At 41.9% G+C, this 15,003-nt stretch carries 15 protein-coding genes, 1 tRNA gene and 1 pseudogene; 5 read left to right on the top strand and 12 right to left on the bottom strand.

Annotated features, from left to right (window positions below; translation table 11 throughout):
* The first annotated feature begins 52 nt into the window (after positions 1 to 52).
* From NA23_RS07055 to NA23_RS07040, 4 genes and pseudogenes are all read left to right on the top strand, one after another.
* Complete coding sequence (locus NA23_RS07055; RefSeq protein ID WP_062946236.1) at positions 53 to 850, top strand: hypothetical protein; 798 nt, start codon at positions 53 to 55, stop codon at positions 848 to 850.
* Positions 789 to 1,643, top strand: coding sequence for a CheR family methyltransferase (locus tag NA23_RS07050; RefSeq protein WP_033191997.1), 855 nt, complete (start codon positions 789 to 791; stop codon positions 1,641 to 1,643). The genes NA23_RS07055 and NA23_RS07050 overlap by 62 nt, the downstream gene beginning before the upstream one ends.
* A gap of 20 nt (positions 1,644 to 1,663) precedes the next feature.
* Positions 1,664 to 2,083, top strand: a pseudogene (gene lspA / locus NA23_RS07045) (signal peptidase II); the annotation flags it as partial.
* Between the two features lie 166 nt (positions 2,084 to 2,249).
* A complete protein-coding gene (locus NA23_RS07040; RefSeq protein WP_033191996.1) occupies positions 2,250 to 3,188 on the top strand; it encodes an RluA family pseudouridine synthase in 939 nt (312 codons plus the stop codon).
* 1 nt (position 3,189) lies between these two features.
* Here the strand turns inward: NA23_RS07040 and NA23_RS07035 are convergent, their stop codons facing one another.
* Complete coding sequence (locus tag NA23_RS07035; RefSeq protein ID WP_033191995.1) at positions 3,190 to 4,557, bottom strand: response regulator; 1,368 nt, start codon at positions 4,555 to 4,557, stop codon at positions 3,190 to 3,192.
* 211 nt (positions 4,558 to 4,768) lie between these two features.
* Between NA23_RS07035 and NA23_RS07030 the strand changes: the two genes are divergently transcribed.
* Positions 4,769 to 4,845 (top strand) — tRNA-Pro (locus tag NA23_RS07030).
* Positions 4,846 to 4,913: 68 nt separating this feature from the next.
* Here the strand turns inward: NA23_RS07030 and NA23_RS07025 are convergent.
* From NA23_RS07025 to NA23_RS06975, 11 genes are all read right to left on the bottom strand, one after another.
* A complete protein-coding gene (locus NA23_RS07025; protein WP_033191994.1) occupies positions 4,914 to 6,161 on the bottom strand; it encodes a coiled-coil domain-containing protein in 1,248 nt (415 codons plus the stop codon).
* Positions 6,162 to 6,327: 166 nt separating this feature from the next.
* The gene (purL, locus tag NA23_RS07020; protein WP_033191993.1) at positions 6,328 to 8,130 is read right to left on the bottom strand and encodes a phosphoribosylformylglycinamidine synthase subunit PurL; all 1,803 of its coding nucleotides are present in this window, start codon (positions 8,128 to 8,130) and stop codon (positions 6,328 to 6,330) included.
* Positions 8,127 to 8,786, bottom strand: a complete 660-nt coding sequence (gene purQ, locus NA23_RS07015; protein ID WP_033191992.1) for a phosphoribosylformylglycinamidine synthase subunit PurQ — start codon at positions 8,784 to 8,786, stop codon at positions 8,127 to 8,129. Before purQ ends, purL begins: the two co-directional genes overlap by 4 nt.
* Positions 8,783 to 9,031, bottom strand: coding sequence for a phosphoribosylformylglycinamidine synthase subunit PurS (gene purS, locus NA23_RS07010; protein WP_033191991.1), 249 nt, complete (start codon positions 9,029 to 9,031; stop codon positions 8,783 to 8,785). Before purS ends, purQ begins: the two co-directional genes overlap by 4 nt.
* Positions 9,010 to 9,717: a phosphoribosylaminoimidazolesuccinocarboxamide synthase gene (locus tag NA23_RS07005; protein WP_033191990.1), complete on the bottom strand. Its 708-nt coding sequence runs from the start codon at positions 9,715 to 9,717 to the stop codon at positions 9,010 to 9,012. Before NA23_RS07005 ends, purS begins: the two co-directional genes overlap by 22 nt.
* Before the next feature lie 6 nt (positions 9,718 to 9,723).
* Complete coding sequence (purE, locus tag NA23_RS07000; RefSeq protein ID WP_033192682.1) at positions 9,724 to 10,224, bottom strand: 5-(carboxyamino)imidazole ribonucleotide mutase; 501 nt, start codon at positions 10,222 to 10,224, stop codon at positions 9,724 to 9,726.
* A gap of 69 nt (positions 10,225 to 10,293) precedes the next feature.
* Complete coding sequence (locus tag NA23_RS06995; RefSeq protein WP_084384073.1) at positions 10,294 to 11,499, bottom strand: 5-(carboxyamino)imidazole ribonucleotide synthase; 1,206 nt, start codon at positions 11,497 to 11,499, stop codon at positions 10,294 to 10,296.
* Positions 11,500 to 11,540: 41 nt separating this feature from the next.
* A complete protein-coding gene (locus tag NA23_RS06990) occupies positions 11,541 to 12,800 on the bottom strand; it encodes a uracil-xanthine permease family protein (RefSeq protein ID WP_145974461.1) in 1,260 nt (419 codons plus the stop codon).
* A 171-nt stretch (positions 12,801 to 12,971) separates the two neighbouring features.
* Positions 12,972 to 13,742, bottom strand: a complete 771-nt coding sequence (locus NA23_RS06985) for an ABC transporter ATP-binding protein (protein ID WP_033191989.1) — start codon at positions 13,740 to 13,742, stop codon at positions 12,972 to 12,974.
* A 27-nt stretch (positions 13,743 to 13,769) separates the two neighbouring features.
* Positions 13,770 to 14,570, bottom strand: a complete 801-nt coding sequence (locus tag NA23_RS06980) for a transglycosylase SLT domain-containing protein (RefSeq protein WP_033192679.1) — start codon at positions 14,568 to 14,570, stop codon at positions 13,770 to 13,772.
* Between the two features lie 49 nt (positions 14,571 to 14,619).
* Positions 14,620 to 14,982 carry a divergent PAP2 family protein gene (locus NA23_RS06975; RefSeq protein WP_033191988.1) on the bottom strand — a complete coding sequence of 121 codons (363 nt, stop codon included), beginning with the start codon at positions 14,980 to 14,982 and terminating at the stop codon, positions 14,620 to 14,622.
* Positions 14,983 to 15,003: the final 21 nt, after the last annotated feature.

Below are 15,003 nucleotides of genomic sequence, written 5' to 3'. Positions count from 1 at the left end.
ATATTTTGTGATGACCCGATAGTAAAAAACATTGAGAATGGAGCTGAACACATTGAAACGTAGAGCTCCAATTGTAAGGAGTATCTTCTTGTTACTAGTTGCTATAATTCTCATTGCGGATACGTTTCTAATGGGAGAGACGCTCTTTTTTGGCGTCTCTCCATTTGATACTTCATTTAGATTAGTCGGACGCTACGATTTTTCATTTTGGAAATTTGTAGCTACGTTTAGTGCAAGTATCAAAGTCGAACAAAAAGTTGGGTTTGTAAGACTCATTCCTGATTTTTCCGATGTGTTTGAGTATTTTGAATTCAGAAATGAACCGTATAAAGTTACCTACTCAAACCTGAACAACGATATCCCATTCACAACATTTGCCAACCCCGCCAAAAAAAGCTGGAATGCAACTTGGGTTAACACAGGTTACTTTGCTGATGGCTACATCCACAAGAATGATTACTTCTCAATACTGAGCGATAAGACTAATATTAACGTGACGTTCAGGGTTTACGGTATGGATATCTTTTTCGAGAATTCGCAAGATGGATTTACAATCGGAGCAGGCAACAAAGTATACTTATTTGCTGGTGATAAGACCGGTGTGGGGCTTTTGTTAAATGACGAAAATTTTCTCATCTACGCACTTGCTTTTTACAAAGATGGTAATTTCTTGACAAAATCAGGTTTTACATTGAAAACTGATAATTTTGAGATCAATGTGCTGAATGATGTGATAGATGGAAGCAATGTCTTAACTGGGAAAGTTATTTTGAAGGTAGGTGAGATGTATGTCATTGGACGACTTCAAGGACAAGAAGTTCGCTTGGATTTCGAATTTCCAATCTGGTGAGATCCCAGAACTCCCATGGGATCAGTTCGAATGGTTTGTTGAAAAAGTAAAAGAGACGATGGGATTGGACCTTTCCGGTTACAAGCCGGAAAGGATGAAAAGACGCATTGAAATGCTTATAAGGAAGTACAATTGCAAGAGCTATAAAGAGTACTTCGAACTCATTTCAAAAGACAACAAGAAGAGGGACGAATTTCTTGACAAGCTCACGATTAACGTTACGGAGTTCTTCAGAAATCCGGAAAAATGGGAAGAATTAAAAAAGGTATTTTTACCTCAACTTCTTCAGGAGAGCGGCTCGAAGTTCCGGGCTTGGAGTGCGGGATGCTCTTCAGGTGAGGAACCATACTCACTGGCGATACTACTTGAGGAGCTGAAAGCTCCTCCAACAGCTAAGGTTTTAGCAACGGATATCGATATTGGCGTGCTTACAAGGGCGCAGATTGGTGAATACGAAGAACGTTCAATGGTTAGTACACCGCCGGAATACATCCAGAAATACTTCATCGTTCGAGATGGAAAGTACATTGTAAAACCAAATGTAAAAGCACGCGTTCAATTCAAACGGCACAATCTTCTCCAAGATCCATTTGAAAAAGGCTTCGACTTGATACTTTGTAGAAATGTTGTTATCTACTTTGAGATGGAAGCAAAAGAAGAGCTCTACAGAAAGTTTGCTGAAAGCCTACGCGTTGGCGGACTATTATTCGTGGGTAACACGGAGAGGATATTCAATTACAGAAACCTTGGACTTGAGGTTGCTTCTCCGTTTATTTACAAAAAGGTCAAATAGATTTTTGAAAGGGAGATCAAATGTTTTGGATAGTTCTTTCTCTCACGCTAGACCAAATCACAAAGCATCTGGCAACGTTGTATCTTCGGTTTGGTGAGATTAAAACCTTTCTCGGCTTTTTCCATTTCACTTACGCTACCAACCGAGGTATTGCATTTGGATTATTTCCCGGTGTAAAAGAGGCAGTCATCTACCTCACTTTGATTATCACCGTTATTGCCTCTCTGATACCATTGGTATTCAAAGTTAGCAAACTAACAGAGATGTTCATTGGATTCATCGTCGGTGGTGCATTAGGGAACTTAGTTGACCGTATACGGTACGGTTACGTTGTCGACTTTCTAACGTTCACCTACTGGCCCACCATAATAAACGTAGCCGATATCTTTATTACAATCGGTAGCATAGGTATAATGATCCAGATGATAATCGCCGAATCGAAAGCGAAGAATAAAGGTACGATTGAGAGCACAAAAGACCGGAGGGAAGAGAAGGGAATATATGAGAGAATATACGGGCGACTTCGAGGACATGGAGAATATGGAGGAACTGGAAGAACTGGACGAAATGGAGGAGCTACAGCCGGAGCCTCAGCAACTGGAGAAGATGGATATACAGGTAACAAGCAGGGAAGACGGTTGGCGGCTAGACAAATTCGTGATGGAGAAGACTCCAGACTGGATATCAAGAACGTTTATTCAGAAAGCGATAAAGAATGGCGAGGTTCTGGTGAATGGAACTTTGAAGAAGCCGAGCTACAAGGTGAAGTCTGGGGATACAATTACCTTGATGGTACCTCAGAAACCCCAGATTCCAGAAATTCTACCTGAGAATATACCGTTGGATATCATCTACGAGGACAGAGATATCCTTGTAATCAACAAACAGCCTGGCATCATAACCCATCCTATTCCGTCACATACTTCAGGGACCATCGTTAACGCGGTATTATACCACTGCAAAGACTTACAAGGTGTTGGCGGTGTACTACGCCCCGGAATCGTCCACAGGCTCGACAAAGACACAAGCGGTGTTATGGTAATAGCCAAGAATGATTTGGCCCACCAGTCTTTAACCAAACAATTCAAAGACAGAGTTACGGAAAAGCTATATGTTTGCCTTGTAAAAGGTGTGCCAGAGAAAAGTGAAGGGGATATAGACGTAAGCATCGCGCGAAATCCTGTACTGAGAGTTAAAATGACCGTGACACAAAGCAATTACGGGAAACCAGCACTCACATATTACAAGGTTGTGAGGAAGTTTGGGGATTTGGCCTCGTTGGTCTTTGCATGGCCAAAGACAGGAAGGACACACCAAATAAGAGTGCACATGAAGTACATCGGGCATCCATTAATGGGTGATGAAGTATATGGAAAGGCAAAGGAAGATGAGAAGTTCGACATTCATAGGCAGATGCTCCATGCATTAAGCCTGTCGTTCTACCATCCAAGAACAGGTGAACGAGTAAAATTCATTGCGAGATTGCCAGAAGATTTTGCGAGGGCGATCAAAAACATTCAGAAATTCATTGAAGACAGGTACTGACTCAAAAGTTTCGAACTTCTTCATTGTAGCGAGAGGTCACTATCGCAATCATATCTTTTAAATGCTTGTTGAATGCTTCAACTACCTTTGGATCAAACTGCTGACCTTTCATATCGTTCATATACTCCACAGCCTTTTCAACGGGCCAAGCTGGGCGATAACACCTGGCATGGGTTAACGCTTCAAATACATCGGCAACCTGTACGATCCGAGCTTCGATGGCAATCTCTTCGCCTTGCAATCCGTAGGGATAACCTGTTCCATCCCATCTTTCGTGGTGTTCTAAGGCAACAACAGCCCCTATTTCAAAAACATTTAAAGTTGAATCGCGCAATATCTCAAATCCTATCATGCTATGCTCTTTTATAACGGCAAACTCCTTATCGTTGAGTTTCTCAGGTTTGTTGAGTATGTAGTCTGGAACTCCAACTTTTCCGATATCGTGTAGAGCAGAAGCCTTCTTAATCAAATTCGCGTCACTCGAGTTGAATCCCAAGGCTTCTGCCAAATATCCAGAAAGCTCAGCGACACGATTTACATGGTCACCTGTTTCCTCAGATTTCGCTTCAACAACCTTTGAGAGCATTATGACAAACTCTTCCTCAACATCCGGATACCTCGTCGAAATAACTGACCTTTGAAGATTCTTCAAAAGACTTCTAACATAAGATATTTCGAGTGTATTTAACTCTTTCGATGAATATATGTTAAAAAGAATTCTATTTTCCTGCACTTTTGTTTGGAAATCATACCTATGTTCAAGAGGCTCGCTCTTGATGAATTTTGGTGGAAAAATACGCTCGTTGTTAACAAAGATCTCACCGTTCAATTTTATGTCCGGTCTTTTTAAAGACAAAAACGTTCGAACTTGGAAAAACGTATTTATGAGCAGTTCTTCCAAGCTCATTTCGGTTGCGTTCGCTGTTACGTTTTCTAACGTTACTATCGCACGCTCAAGCGAGACTATATCCTCATATGTCTTTAACATGGAGAGAACCGTGAGCTTCATTGAAAACGGCGAAAGATGATTCTTTTCAAGGTATGCATTCACATCATAATCTTTTGTTAATAAATCAGAGGGTATCTTCTCGGGATTTGCGGTCATAAGGATTATTCTGGTTCTTTTATCGTTATACGTATGTCTAATGTGATTTATAACTTGGATTCCAGAATCATCGCGCTCCATAACCAAATCGGTAATGACCAGTGCATACTTTTCAGGAACAAAAATCTTCCGGAAGTCTTCAAACCCATAGGCATGTTCTATATCTAAAACTTTACCATTCAGATAAATATCACTTAAAATAGCTGTAAGTTCTGAATGAACAGTTTTCGAATCGTCAACTATTAAAATCTTCGTTCTCTCCATCTCTAAGCCTCCAAGATTAATAATCTTTGAAGGAGTTTGAAAAAGTTAATTCTTGTTCATATCAGGTAAATTTTAGATTTACAAACTTATTATAACACAAAAATTCCTTAGACAAGAATATGGAAAGAAAAAAATTTCAAAAAATCTTGATAAAGTTGAACCTGTGTGGTAAAATAAACAAAGGATTTGGGATGTTTAGGTATCTAAAGTTCTGGGCGTAGTTCAGATGGCTAGAACGCCAGAATCGGGATCTGGTGGTCGTGGGTTCAAGTCCCACCGCCCAGACCAGGTGTTTTTAATAATTAGAAAGCGAAAGCCCGGGGATTCCCGGGCTTTCATTTATTCTTCTTGGGTTTTTATTTCCCTTCTTTTTGATATAGTTCCCTTACCATTGTTTCAATCAGAGAAATCCTTCCTGACAGTTTCTGCACCTCGTTGAAAAGTTGTGTCACGTATCCATATAGTTTGACAATATCAACATCCTGAGCGCTAACTTTGTCAGCAACGGTTTTCAATGACACCGAAATGTTGTCCATCTCTTCTTTTACCGGAATTATCATCTGCTCAACATCTTCAAGCGACGGTTTGGTACTCATGGTGTCGTATATCATATTAGCGTATTCCTCAAGTAGGGATATCCTGTCTTCAATATTCGAATTTCCCAGTGTCCCAACGACACTTTCCAGGTTCTCGATTCTAACGGTGAGCTCTTCAACGTCCGAGACGTTAGCCTTTGTGGATAGTGCATCATAGATGTTTACGATGTCTTGATCGTGCATGTCTAATCTAAGTGAGACCGTTTCGAGGGACTCCTGAAGTGGAAGGATATTCGCTATAGATTCTTCTATCGATGCTATTTCCTCAGTCAGTGTTGATGTGATGTCATATAGTTTTAAAATGTCAGAATCGTGTATATTTAGAGCAACTTGTAGGTCATCTAGTATAGGGCTCAATTCGTCAAAGACTTCGCTCTTTGTGGCATCTTTCATTTCCGTAAGTGATTTAATTGTGTCTTCAAGTAAGGACAGCTTTTCGGAAACCTCTCCGAGCAAATCGTAGATCTTCAGGATGTCGGAGTCATGGATATCCAAAGTAACTTCGATATCGGCGAGTTTTGTGTTCACTTCATCCAAGACGGTCGTCTTTACCTCCTCGACTGATTGTGCCGTAGCAACGTTAATGTATTCCGTTAACCGATTCTCCAAAGAATCCAAATTCGAAGAAATTTCGTAAATCATATCGCGCACTGCTGGAAGCCCCGTTTCGATGGTTGATTCCACGTTCAAAAGCTTTTGCTCGACCTCGGATAACCTGAGCTCGAGCTCACTGGAGAACATCTCGAAATCTTCGATGCTAAGCTTAGTTGAAATGAGCTCGTACAACATGTTGGTAAGCTCTTCCAGTTCTGAAATCTTTGCTGTTAGTTCTTCATCGATAGTTTGTAACTCTTTCTCTGCTATGGTTATATCCCTTGACTCAGCAACTTCACAGGCACACTCTTCACCCTCTTCGTGATGATGGCCGGAACTGGTTTCGGCAAACATCGGAAGTTGGATGATCACTAACATCATGAAAACCGCAATAATCGTGAATAACCTTTTCATCAGTATCCCCCCTTCCAAAGGTTGAAGAACAGGATGGTAATCAAAATCTATTATATAACGATTTGTTAAAAAAAGTTCCATAGAATTTTTAATTGTTATTCTGAACAAAAAACGGCGCTGATGCGCCGCGAAGGTTAGGTTAAAAAAGATTTATTCAGAGTAATTCTCAGTAGCAAAAACCAATTTTTCGAACTGGTAATTCTGTTTTTGGCTCGCCAAACACAATAACCATTTGATGTACAGCCTCTGTTATTGGCGTCTGGATTCTTAAATTGAGTCCGAGTTTTGATAAAGCATTCTTGAATGTTGTCATTCTTGAGTAATCATGCATTGATATTACGAAGAGCCCTTTTCTTACCAGTTTGGTTATCTCTTCTTGAAGTTTCTTTTCCCGGTCGAATGAAAAGTCAGGATAACCGACTGCGTACACGGGACCTTTGGAAGGCTTTGGGATGTTCAAGTTTTCAATTTTCCCAACCATGCCAACAACCAATGTTGGAGGTATCCCTTTCTTTTTGTAAGTGTTATACAGTGAAGCATTTCCCGAGGCTACGGGAACGTCGAATCGCTCACAAGCGTCTCTTAGCCCTTTCATCTGTCCTGCCAAGCCCAGTGGTTCGATGTCTGGATCTGCGTAGTTTATACCATCGGTTATCGCAACAGGATTTGCACCAACAGATAAGGTCTTTCTAATGGCTTCCAGTACGGTTATGTATGCACCCCAGTATGGATCTTGTGCGCCTAAATCGGCTCGGCTATGGATTACGAGTGAATATCCTAACGCTGAGCTCTTGACCCTCATTACCGCAGGTCCTAAGCCTGGTGGTAGTATTGTGTCGGTCCCTACCATGTAGTCGTACCTTTCAAACACATCGTGTGCATCAACGTTCTTGAATCTGATCCATCTGAACTTTCTGAAAGGTGCAGGTGTATAATCGTAAATTGGTTCCTCAGGTGATTCTTCTAACAGTTTTGCTGGTACATCAAGTATGACTTCATCTTTATACTTAGCCACGTACCTTCCATTGTCGGTAACTTCAGCAACAATATCACCAAAGAGCAGATGTTTTCTTGCTATCCTCAAAACTTCTTCTGCCTTTTCCGCTGATGTGACAACCGCCATGCGTTCTTGACTTTCGCTTATCAGGATTTCTATTGGCAACATGTCAGATTCTCTAAGAGGAACTCTTTCAAGATGTACAACGGCACCCAATCCACCACGTGCAACGAGTTCACTTGTGGCGGACAGCACGCCACCAGCGCCAAGGTCTTGCGCACCTTCAACGAGCCCTTTTTCCACCATCTCAAGAAACGCTTCTATTAGCAACTTCTCAGCAAATGGATCTCCTACCTGAATGGAAAGTTTTGTGGCCTTTTCACCTGTTAAATCTTCTGAGGCAAAAGACGCACCGTGTATTCCATCCCTGCCGGTAGCTCCACCAAATATGACAATAACTTGTCCGGGTTTGGAAGCTTTAGAAGATATGAGGTGTTCGTTTTTACCCACTCCAACGGCCATAACGTTAACGAGAGGATTGTGTTTGTAGTAATTCGATATGCGCAGTTCTCCACCGACGGTTGGAACACCAATGGAATTTCCGTAGTCGGATATACCTTCGATGATTCCGTCTATTATTCTATCCATATGAAGAGAATCCAAAATCGCCGTTGGTCGTGCGCCCATGGCGAGCACGTCGCGAATAATTCCCCCCACCCCAGTTGCTGCGCCGTTGAAAGGCTCAATTGCGCTTGGATGATTGTGACTCTCGACTTTGAAAGCTAAGAAATGATAGTCATCGAGCGTTATTATCCCGGCATTACCTCCAGCTCCAACTTTTGGCAGCTGTCTTATATAGCCTTTTGTATGGGAATACCCACAATGTTCGCTCCACATCACGGTAAACGCTTCTATCTCTTCCCTTGTTGCTTTTCTCCCCAATTTCGATTCAAGGACGTCTAAGTACTTCATCCCCTAACACCACCGTTAGTTTTGATGTAATTAAATGCCGACAAAAAGACCCTCAATCCATCGTCTGAGCCGAGTACCTTTTCCATCGCACGTTCCGGGTGCGGCATTAAACCAAAGACGTTCTTGTTAACATTAGTTATCCCTGCTATCAGCTCGTCGCTTCCGTTGACATCTTCCACATATTTCATAACTACGTTAACATCGTCTACCTTGACGTACCTTCCAAAACCGTGAGCTATGGGTAGTTTGATTCGTTCACCTTTTAAGAAGTAGCTGGTAAATGGCGTTGAATTATCCACAACTTCTAAATCGACGATTTTACATATGAATCGGCCGTTGGAATTTTGAAGAAGCGCTCCGTCTAAAAGTCCCATTTCTACGAGTATCTGAAAGCCGTTACAGATGCCAATAACAAGCCCCCCACGGCTAACAAAATCTTTTATCTTTTGAGCTATTGGTTCACGCGCCGCAACTGCCCCGACTCGCAGATAATCTCCGTACGAGAATCCACCAGGTAGAACCAGCAAATCAGCGTCGATTTCTGAGTGGATATCTATGAATTCTGCATCAAAGCCGACGTATTTACAGGCCCAAAGGGCGTCTCTATCACAGTTGCTCCCAGGATAGACAACTACCTGGGCTTTCGGGATGTTCATATCAGTCTCACCTCATATGTTTCCGTAACGGGGTTAACCAGAAGTTCTTTGCAAGCCTTTTCTACCAAAAGCCTTGCCTCTTCTTCATTTTCTGCTTCCACCTCGAGATGTATAGATTTTCCTAATCTCAAGGAACTTACTGGTATGGAATACTCCTCGTTGAGCACCCTTTTTATAGTTTCTCCCCTTGGGTCACGCACATTGCTTTTGTACTGGATATCGACTACAAAAGTATACTTCTGCATAAGTTCAACACCACCTCGTATTTTTCCATGGGATTTCCAAGGTCTCTTCTGTAGATGTCTTTGTCAAAAATCTCTCCAGCTTTTCTAAGGCGCATCGTGTCCGGTGATATCTCATCACCAAGACAGATATTCCCAGCCTCGTCGAAACCGTACTCGAACTTTATGTCCCAGAGTTCAAATCCATGCAAGGAGAAGAATTCCTTCAAAAAATTAGCTGCCTGCTTGGCTTGATTGATAATCTTGACGGCATTTTCTCTGTCCAAAATACCGAGCACTTCGAGATGTTCAACGCACATCAATGGGTCGTGCATGGCATCGCTCTTGTAAGTGAATTCCACAAGAGCTTCAGGTAGATCTTCCCCTTCCGTTCCCCCGTACCTTCGCACAAAGGAACCAGCTTTCTTGAATCTTACAATAACCTCAAGAGGTATCATCTTTAACTTACGCGCGCGGATTTTGTTAGGTGGGATGTAGTTGATGAACATCGTGTAGACGCCCTTGGTGTTTAGATAATGCATCAACCGTGCGGTGGTTTCTGAACAGAACTGCCCTTTTGAAGTCAGAACATCATGTTTTGCGCCATCCCCAGCGGTAATATCGTCCTTAAACGTTAAAATAACGCTCTGGCCATCTTCCGAAAGTTCAACAATTTTCGTTTTTCCTTCGTACAAAAACGTTCCGGACATCCTTGTTCACCTCTGAGAGTTAGATTTTAGGTATTCCAAATATCCCAACCTTTCTAATTCACAAGCCTTCTCAACTACTTCCTGCCTCATGCGTTCCTTGTAGGCTTTTAGCTTTTCCCTAAGGTCTGGGTATTTTACACCGAGTATAGAAATTGCGAGTAGACCAGCATTTCTTGCGTTGTTGATAGCAACGGTGGCAACTGGTACACCTTTTGGCATTTGGACGATCGAAAGCAGTGAGTCGAGCCCTTCCAGATTGGAACCTTTCACAGGAACACCTATCACGGGTAAAGTTGTTATCGATGCGGTCATTCCGGGCAAGTGCGCAGCACCGCCTGCGCCCGCTATTATCACTTCTATGCCTCTTTCTTCTGCCGTTTTTGCGTATTCGAACATCCTTTCAGGAGTTCTGTGGGCTGATACAATAGTGATTTCATATGGAACACCGAACTCTTCAAGCACTTGCGCAGCCTCTTTCATGATAGCAAGATCAGAGTCACTACCCATTATTATACCAACAAGCGGCTTTTGAACGTTGTCAACGTTATTCAAGATACATCACCTCGAAATATGCGTTTATTCAGAACCTTCTGAGATAATCTTAACACTATCTTTTAATCTTTTTGCTTTTCCAATTGCAGAATCTAAACTTTCGTCGATTATAGTTACATGTCCCATTTTTCTAAACGGGCCTGTTGTAGATTTCCCATACCAATGCAGATAGGCTCCGTCGGTTCTTAAGATTTCCTCGAGCCCAACGATGGCTGGTTTACCGTAGTAGCCAGGTTCACCGAGCAAGTTTATCATAACGGCAGGTGAGTGCTGTTTTGTGGAACCCAACGGTAAGCCTGCGATGGCTCTGAGATGCTGTTCAAACTGGCTTGTGTAACACGATTCGATTGTGTGATGACCGGAATTATGAACTCTCGGTGCGATTTCGTTTACAAGTATATCTCCGCTCTTGGTAAGGAACATCTCGATGGCAAAAACCCCCACAGCTTTTAAATTGGAAAGGACAAAAGAATTAATAACATCAAATGCGATCCTCTTTGCCTTTTCTGAAATTTCTTCCGGTATCCGAGCAGGTGAAATGAGCATGTCTAGGATGTTCGACCTACTATCAAATACCATCTCAACCACCGGATATGACTCCACGTTACCTTCAAGGTCTCGAGCGACTAAGACGGCGATTTCCTTCTCTATTTCGATGAATTCTTCAAAGAAGGAATCGGTTTCTAAGACCTTATGTAAGTCATTTTCGTTTCTGATTACCGCAACCCCTCTCCCGTCGTAACCGCCCTTTCTTGCCTTTTGAACTAAAGGAAATTGTGGAAGTTGCTTTCTTTTTGATTTATAAGCAACAGTTTCTTCTTTACTGACCTCACATATCAGTTTTGATGTGGGGATGCCGTGACTTATCAGATGGACTTTTTGCTTGAGCTTATCGTTTATTAGTTCAAGGAGGGCAGGTGATGGGAGAATGTTTATTCCTTCTTGCTCGATGCATTTTAAAGTCTCGGTATCGGTGTGCTCAATTTCGTATGTAACCACATCTGACTTCTTTGCAAGTTCCAACAACTTCTCCTTGTCGTAGAGTGAGCCAACTATTAACTCATCGCATATCGAGGAAACCGGACAGCTTGGATCTTTATCGAGCGCAATGATTCTTAAACCCATCTCTTTTGCCTTCAGTGTTAACATCTTTCCAAGCTGTCCTCCACCTATAATACCAACGGTCTTGATAGGTAAGGAGTGTGCAACTTTCTCAGTCGATCCAAACATTTCTTAAATCCCCCACGGCTTTATGCGGCTTTCTTTTTCTATCATTTTTCTAATTTCTCTGGAATTACAAGGTTAGCTATAATACCGACGATTGCAGCAAGAGCCATACCTTTTAGCTCAACGACACCTATTTTGATGCTTGCCCCACCTATACCAAGTGTTAGGATAAGTGCGGCAATGATCAGATTTCTGGATTTCGAGAAATCCACTTTTGCCTCAACGAGCGTGCGCACACCAATAGATGCGATCATACCGAAAAGGATCAAGCTTACACCACCAATTACAGGAGTAGGTATAGTCTGGAGAACCGCACCGAATTTTGACAGAAAGGCAACGAGCATGGCAAGGAGAGCTGCACCGCGCAAGATAGATGGGTCGTACACTTTGGTGATAGCTAATACTCCTGTATTTTCACTGTAAGTTGTGTTAGCAGGTCCTCCAAGAAGTCCTGCAATCATCGTAGCCAAGCCATCTCCGAGAAGTGTTCTGTGGATACCTGGCTTTTCAAAGAAATTCTTTCCGACAACTGCACCATTCGTTGTTATATCTCCGATATGTTCCATCACTGTAACGAATGCAACAGGTGCTATCAGGCTAATCGCTCCAGCATCAAACTTTGGGAAGGTGAAATTTGGAATTGAGAACCACGATGCGTTTACTATAGGTGAGAAATCTACTATACGTGAAAGGATCGAGGTTATGTATCCAACAAAGACACCCGTGAGGACGGGGATAAGAGAGAAGAAACCTTTGAAAATTGTTGCAGATGCGATAACGGTAATGATTACTACGAATGCGATAGGCCAATTCGAAGAAGCCATGTTGACTGCAACGGGACTCAACCCAAGACCTATAACCATTATCATTGGACCAGTTACAACAGGAGGGAATAGTTTCTTCACTATGTTTGTCCCCAACAGTTTTACAACCAACGAGAAAATCAGATAAACAGAGCCTGCCACTACGATTCCGCCAAGGGAGTAACGTATATCTCCGTATTTTTCTTTAACTAATATGACAGGAGCTATGAAAGCGAAACTTGAACCTAAGAAGACGGGCACGATACCACCAGTTAAAAAGTGGAAAACCAGTGTTCCAAGTCCTGCGGTAAAGAGTGCTACAAGCGGGTCAAGTCCTGTAAGGAGCGGAACTAAAACGGTGGCACCAAACATAGCGACGAAGTGTTGAAGTGAAAGCAGAAATCTCTTTGAGGCAGGTAAATCAATTCGGTGGGTAACGTTGGAAGCAGAAGAAACATCATTTGCCGGTTCAGAATTACCAAAAATGACGTCTTTTTCCATCTTTTCTCCTCCTTTCTCGCCTCGCTGGACGAGTTTAAAGGTTTTTGAGTTCCTACAGCATTATATTACCACACTCGTTTTTAGAAAGTCAACGTTAAGAAAAAAAGACAAATGTAACGAAAACTTGCTAAGTGACTCGAAGCAGAAGAGAAAATCTAACATCGACAACTGCTATATTAGAATAACAGGATAATCATTTTCCGGATGACGTAGTATATGAACGGAAATTCCGTAAACACTGTCTATGATTTCTTTCCTTATCACTTCTTGAGGTTTCCCCATGGCGACGATTTTTCCATCGTTCATAACGCATATTTCATCGCAGTATTTCGCGGCTAATGATATGTCGTGGAATGTTGCAATTATTGTCTTCCCGTTTTTGGTAAGTTGCTTTAAGTAGTCCAAAACTTTGACAGCTTGGCCCAGATCAAGGTGATTAACCAATTCATCTGCAATAATGATAGGCGTGTTTTGATATATCGCACGTGCGATCAAAACCCTGCGCTGTTGACCTCCACTTAAGGTAGAAAATATTCTTTTTCTGTACTCAAGCAAATCAACGGTCCTAAGTGCGTTCTCGAGTTCTTCTTCGTAGACAGGTGTTTCAAAAAAGTGTACGGAACGAGCAATGCCACCCATTTCAACAAGTTCTTCAACCGTGAAATCGTATGCTGGATTGAAATCTTGCGCAATATATGCTATTAACTGGGCAATCTTTTTGTGCGAAAGTTTAGACACATCGTTGTGATTAACAGTAATCTTACCGCTTTCTGGTCTTTGAAATTTCATGATCAGGGAGAGCAAAGTTGTTTTTCCTGAACCGTTGGGACCGATGATACCGAAAAAGCTACCTTTTCGGACAGAAAATGTTATATCTTTCAGTTTGAAGTTCGGGTAGGAGAAACAGAGATTTTCAGCCTTTAATATGATTTCATTGCCCATCAGACACACCTCGAAAAGTACTTTTTCTCACTTTTTGTTGTCTGTTACCCCAAAAAGAGGTGGTAGTTTATCTGTACTACCGCCGTTCGAATTAGAAAGCGACCCCGTTAAACTATTCGTTGATGTGTTAGAAGCATTCGCCGTTTCTGTAGCACTTGGTGCTGGATTCGACAAAATTTGTTCGAATAGGTCTGTTTGTGTAGCACTGTTTGATAGCGAAGCGTAATCAGAGGTATTTGGAGAAGCGTTCTGCTGTTTACTTTTAAGTTCCGCGATGTGTAGACCTTCATAATACTCGTACTGCTTTAGTATCATTTGAGCGTATGATGTTTTGTTCTTGCCGTTGTTGTACATTTCTAGTGCTTTTTGGAAACTACCTGTCTTTTTGTAAAGATAGGAAATATACGCTGTGCCGTACGTTATGTTCATCCAGTGATTTGTGAGTAATTCATCCCATCCGTTCTTTGGTGGTTCCAAACCGAGTAGCTTAGATATATTTTTGGCGGTGGAAATCGAAATTTGCATCATACCAACAACATCTCCACCACCTTTTACATTGGCGAAGTTACTTTCCACAGAGATTAGCGCAGCTATCAATGTTGGCGGAACTTGGTACTTTGTACTTATGGTATATATCGCACTCCACAGGTCGTTTATGAATTCTGGCGCAGTCTTTAAATTTATACCTGCTCTTTTTTTAACTACCGCGTTTTTAAACCATTCTGGTGTTTGAATCTGATTGCTGGATTGATTTTCTTGACCGAAACCAACAATGCTTGCCAAAACAAATACGAAAAGCAAGAGCATGAAAGCGTTCAATTTAATCATTCGTGAGAAGACCACCAAAATTTCACCTCTTTCTTTAAATAAACAAGTCTCATCGATAGAACTTGACAGTCAACAGTGCAACAATCCAACCAAGCAAAAAGCCATAGATAGCTTCCATAAGCGTATGTCCCTTATTCGGGTCTACATTCCTTCTTAGACCAACGGCGTCTGCTGTCGTAATGGCTAAAAAGATTGCAGCTATAGCCGTTAATGATGAGTCGAATCCTGTGGTGTAACCTACAGCCCATGCGAGTGCTGAAGTGGTAGCAACATGTGCACTTGGCATCCCACCATACCTACCAAAGACGCGAAAATCTTTGTATATTATTACCTTAATAAACTGAGCAGATAGAAAGCCGAAAAAAGCAGCCATAAAAGATGGATTCTTTGACAAGCCTATTAACCAGCTCATTGTACTTTTTCCTCCAACTAA

This window comes from Fervidobacterium islandicum, assembly GCF_000767275.3.
GTDB classification, from domain to species: Bacteria; Thermotogota; Thermotogae; order Thermotogales; family Fervidobacteriaceae; genus Fervidobacterium; species Fervidobacterium islandicum.
Note: the sequence above shows the minus strand (reverse complement) of the source record. Positions and strands in the feature narration are given on the sequence as shown.

Excerpts from the sequence above, each read along its gene's own strand:
- purS (WP_033191991.1), bottom strand. The coding sequence starts at position 9,031 with ATGCAGAAGTATACTTTTGTAGTCGATATCCAGTACAAAAGCAATGTG.
- NA23_RS07035 (WP_033191995.1), bottom strand. The coding sequence starts at position 4,557 with ATGGAGAGAACGAAGATTTTAATAGTTGACGATTCGAAAACTGTTCAT.
- NA23_RS06985 (WP_033191989.1), bottom strand. The coding sequence starts at position 13,742 with ATGGGCAATGAAATCATATTAAAGGCTGAAAATCTCTGTTTCTCCTAC.
- purQ (WP_033191992.1), bottom strand. The coding sequence starts at position 8,786 with ATGAACATCCCGAAAGCCCAGGTAGTTGTCTATCCTGGGAGCAACTGT.
- purL (WP_033191993.1), bottom strand. The coding sequence starts at position 8,130 with ATGAAGTACTTAGACGTCCTTGAATCGAAATTGGGGAGAAAAGCAACA.
- NA23_RS06990 (WP_145974461.1), bottom strand. The coding sequence starts at position 12,800 with ATGGAAAAAGACGTCATTTTTGGTAATTCTGAACCGGCAAATGATGTT.
- NA23_RS06995 (WP_084384073.1), bottom strand. The coding sequence starts at position 11,499 with ATGTTTGGATCGACTGAGAAAGTTGCACACTCCTTACCTATCAAGACC.
- NA23_RS07050 (WP_033191997.1), top strand. The coding sequence starts at position 789 with ATGTCATTGGACGACTTCAAGGACAAGAAGTTCGCTTGGATTTCGAAT.
- NA23_RS07025 (WP_033191994.1), bottom strand. The coding sequence starts at position 6,161 with ATGAAAAGGTTATTCACGATTATTGCGGTTTTCATGATGTTAGTGATC.
- NA23_RS07040 (WP_033191996.1), top strand. The coding sequence starts at position 2,250 with ATGGATATACAGGTAACAAGCAGGGAAGACGGTTGGCGGCTAGACAAA.
- NA23_RS06975 (WP_033191988.1), bottom strand. The coding sequence starts at position 14,982 with ATGAGCTGGTTAATAGGCTTGTCAAAGAATCCATCTTTTATGGCTGCT.
- NA23_RS07005 (WP_033191990.1), bottom strand. The coding sequence starts at position 9,717 with ATGTCCGGAACGTTTTTGTACGAAGGAAAAACGAAAATTGTTGAACTT.
- purE (WP_033192682.1), bottom strand. The coding sequence starts at position 10,224 with ATGGGTAGTGACTCTGATCTTGCTATCATGAAAGAGGCTGCGCAAGTG.
- NA23_RS06980 (WP_033192679.1), bottom strand. The coding sequence starts at position 14,570 with ATGATTAAATTGAACGCTTTCATGCTCTTGCTTTTCGTATTTGTTTTG.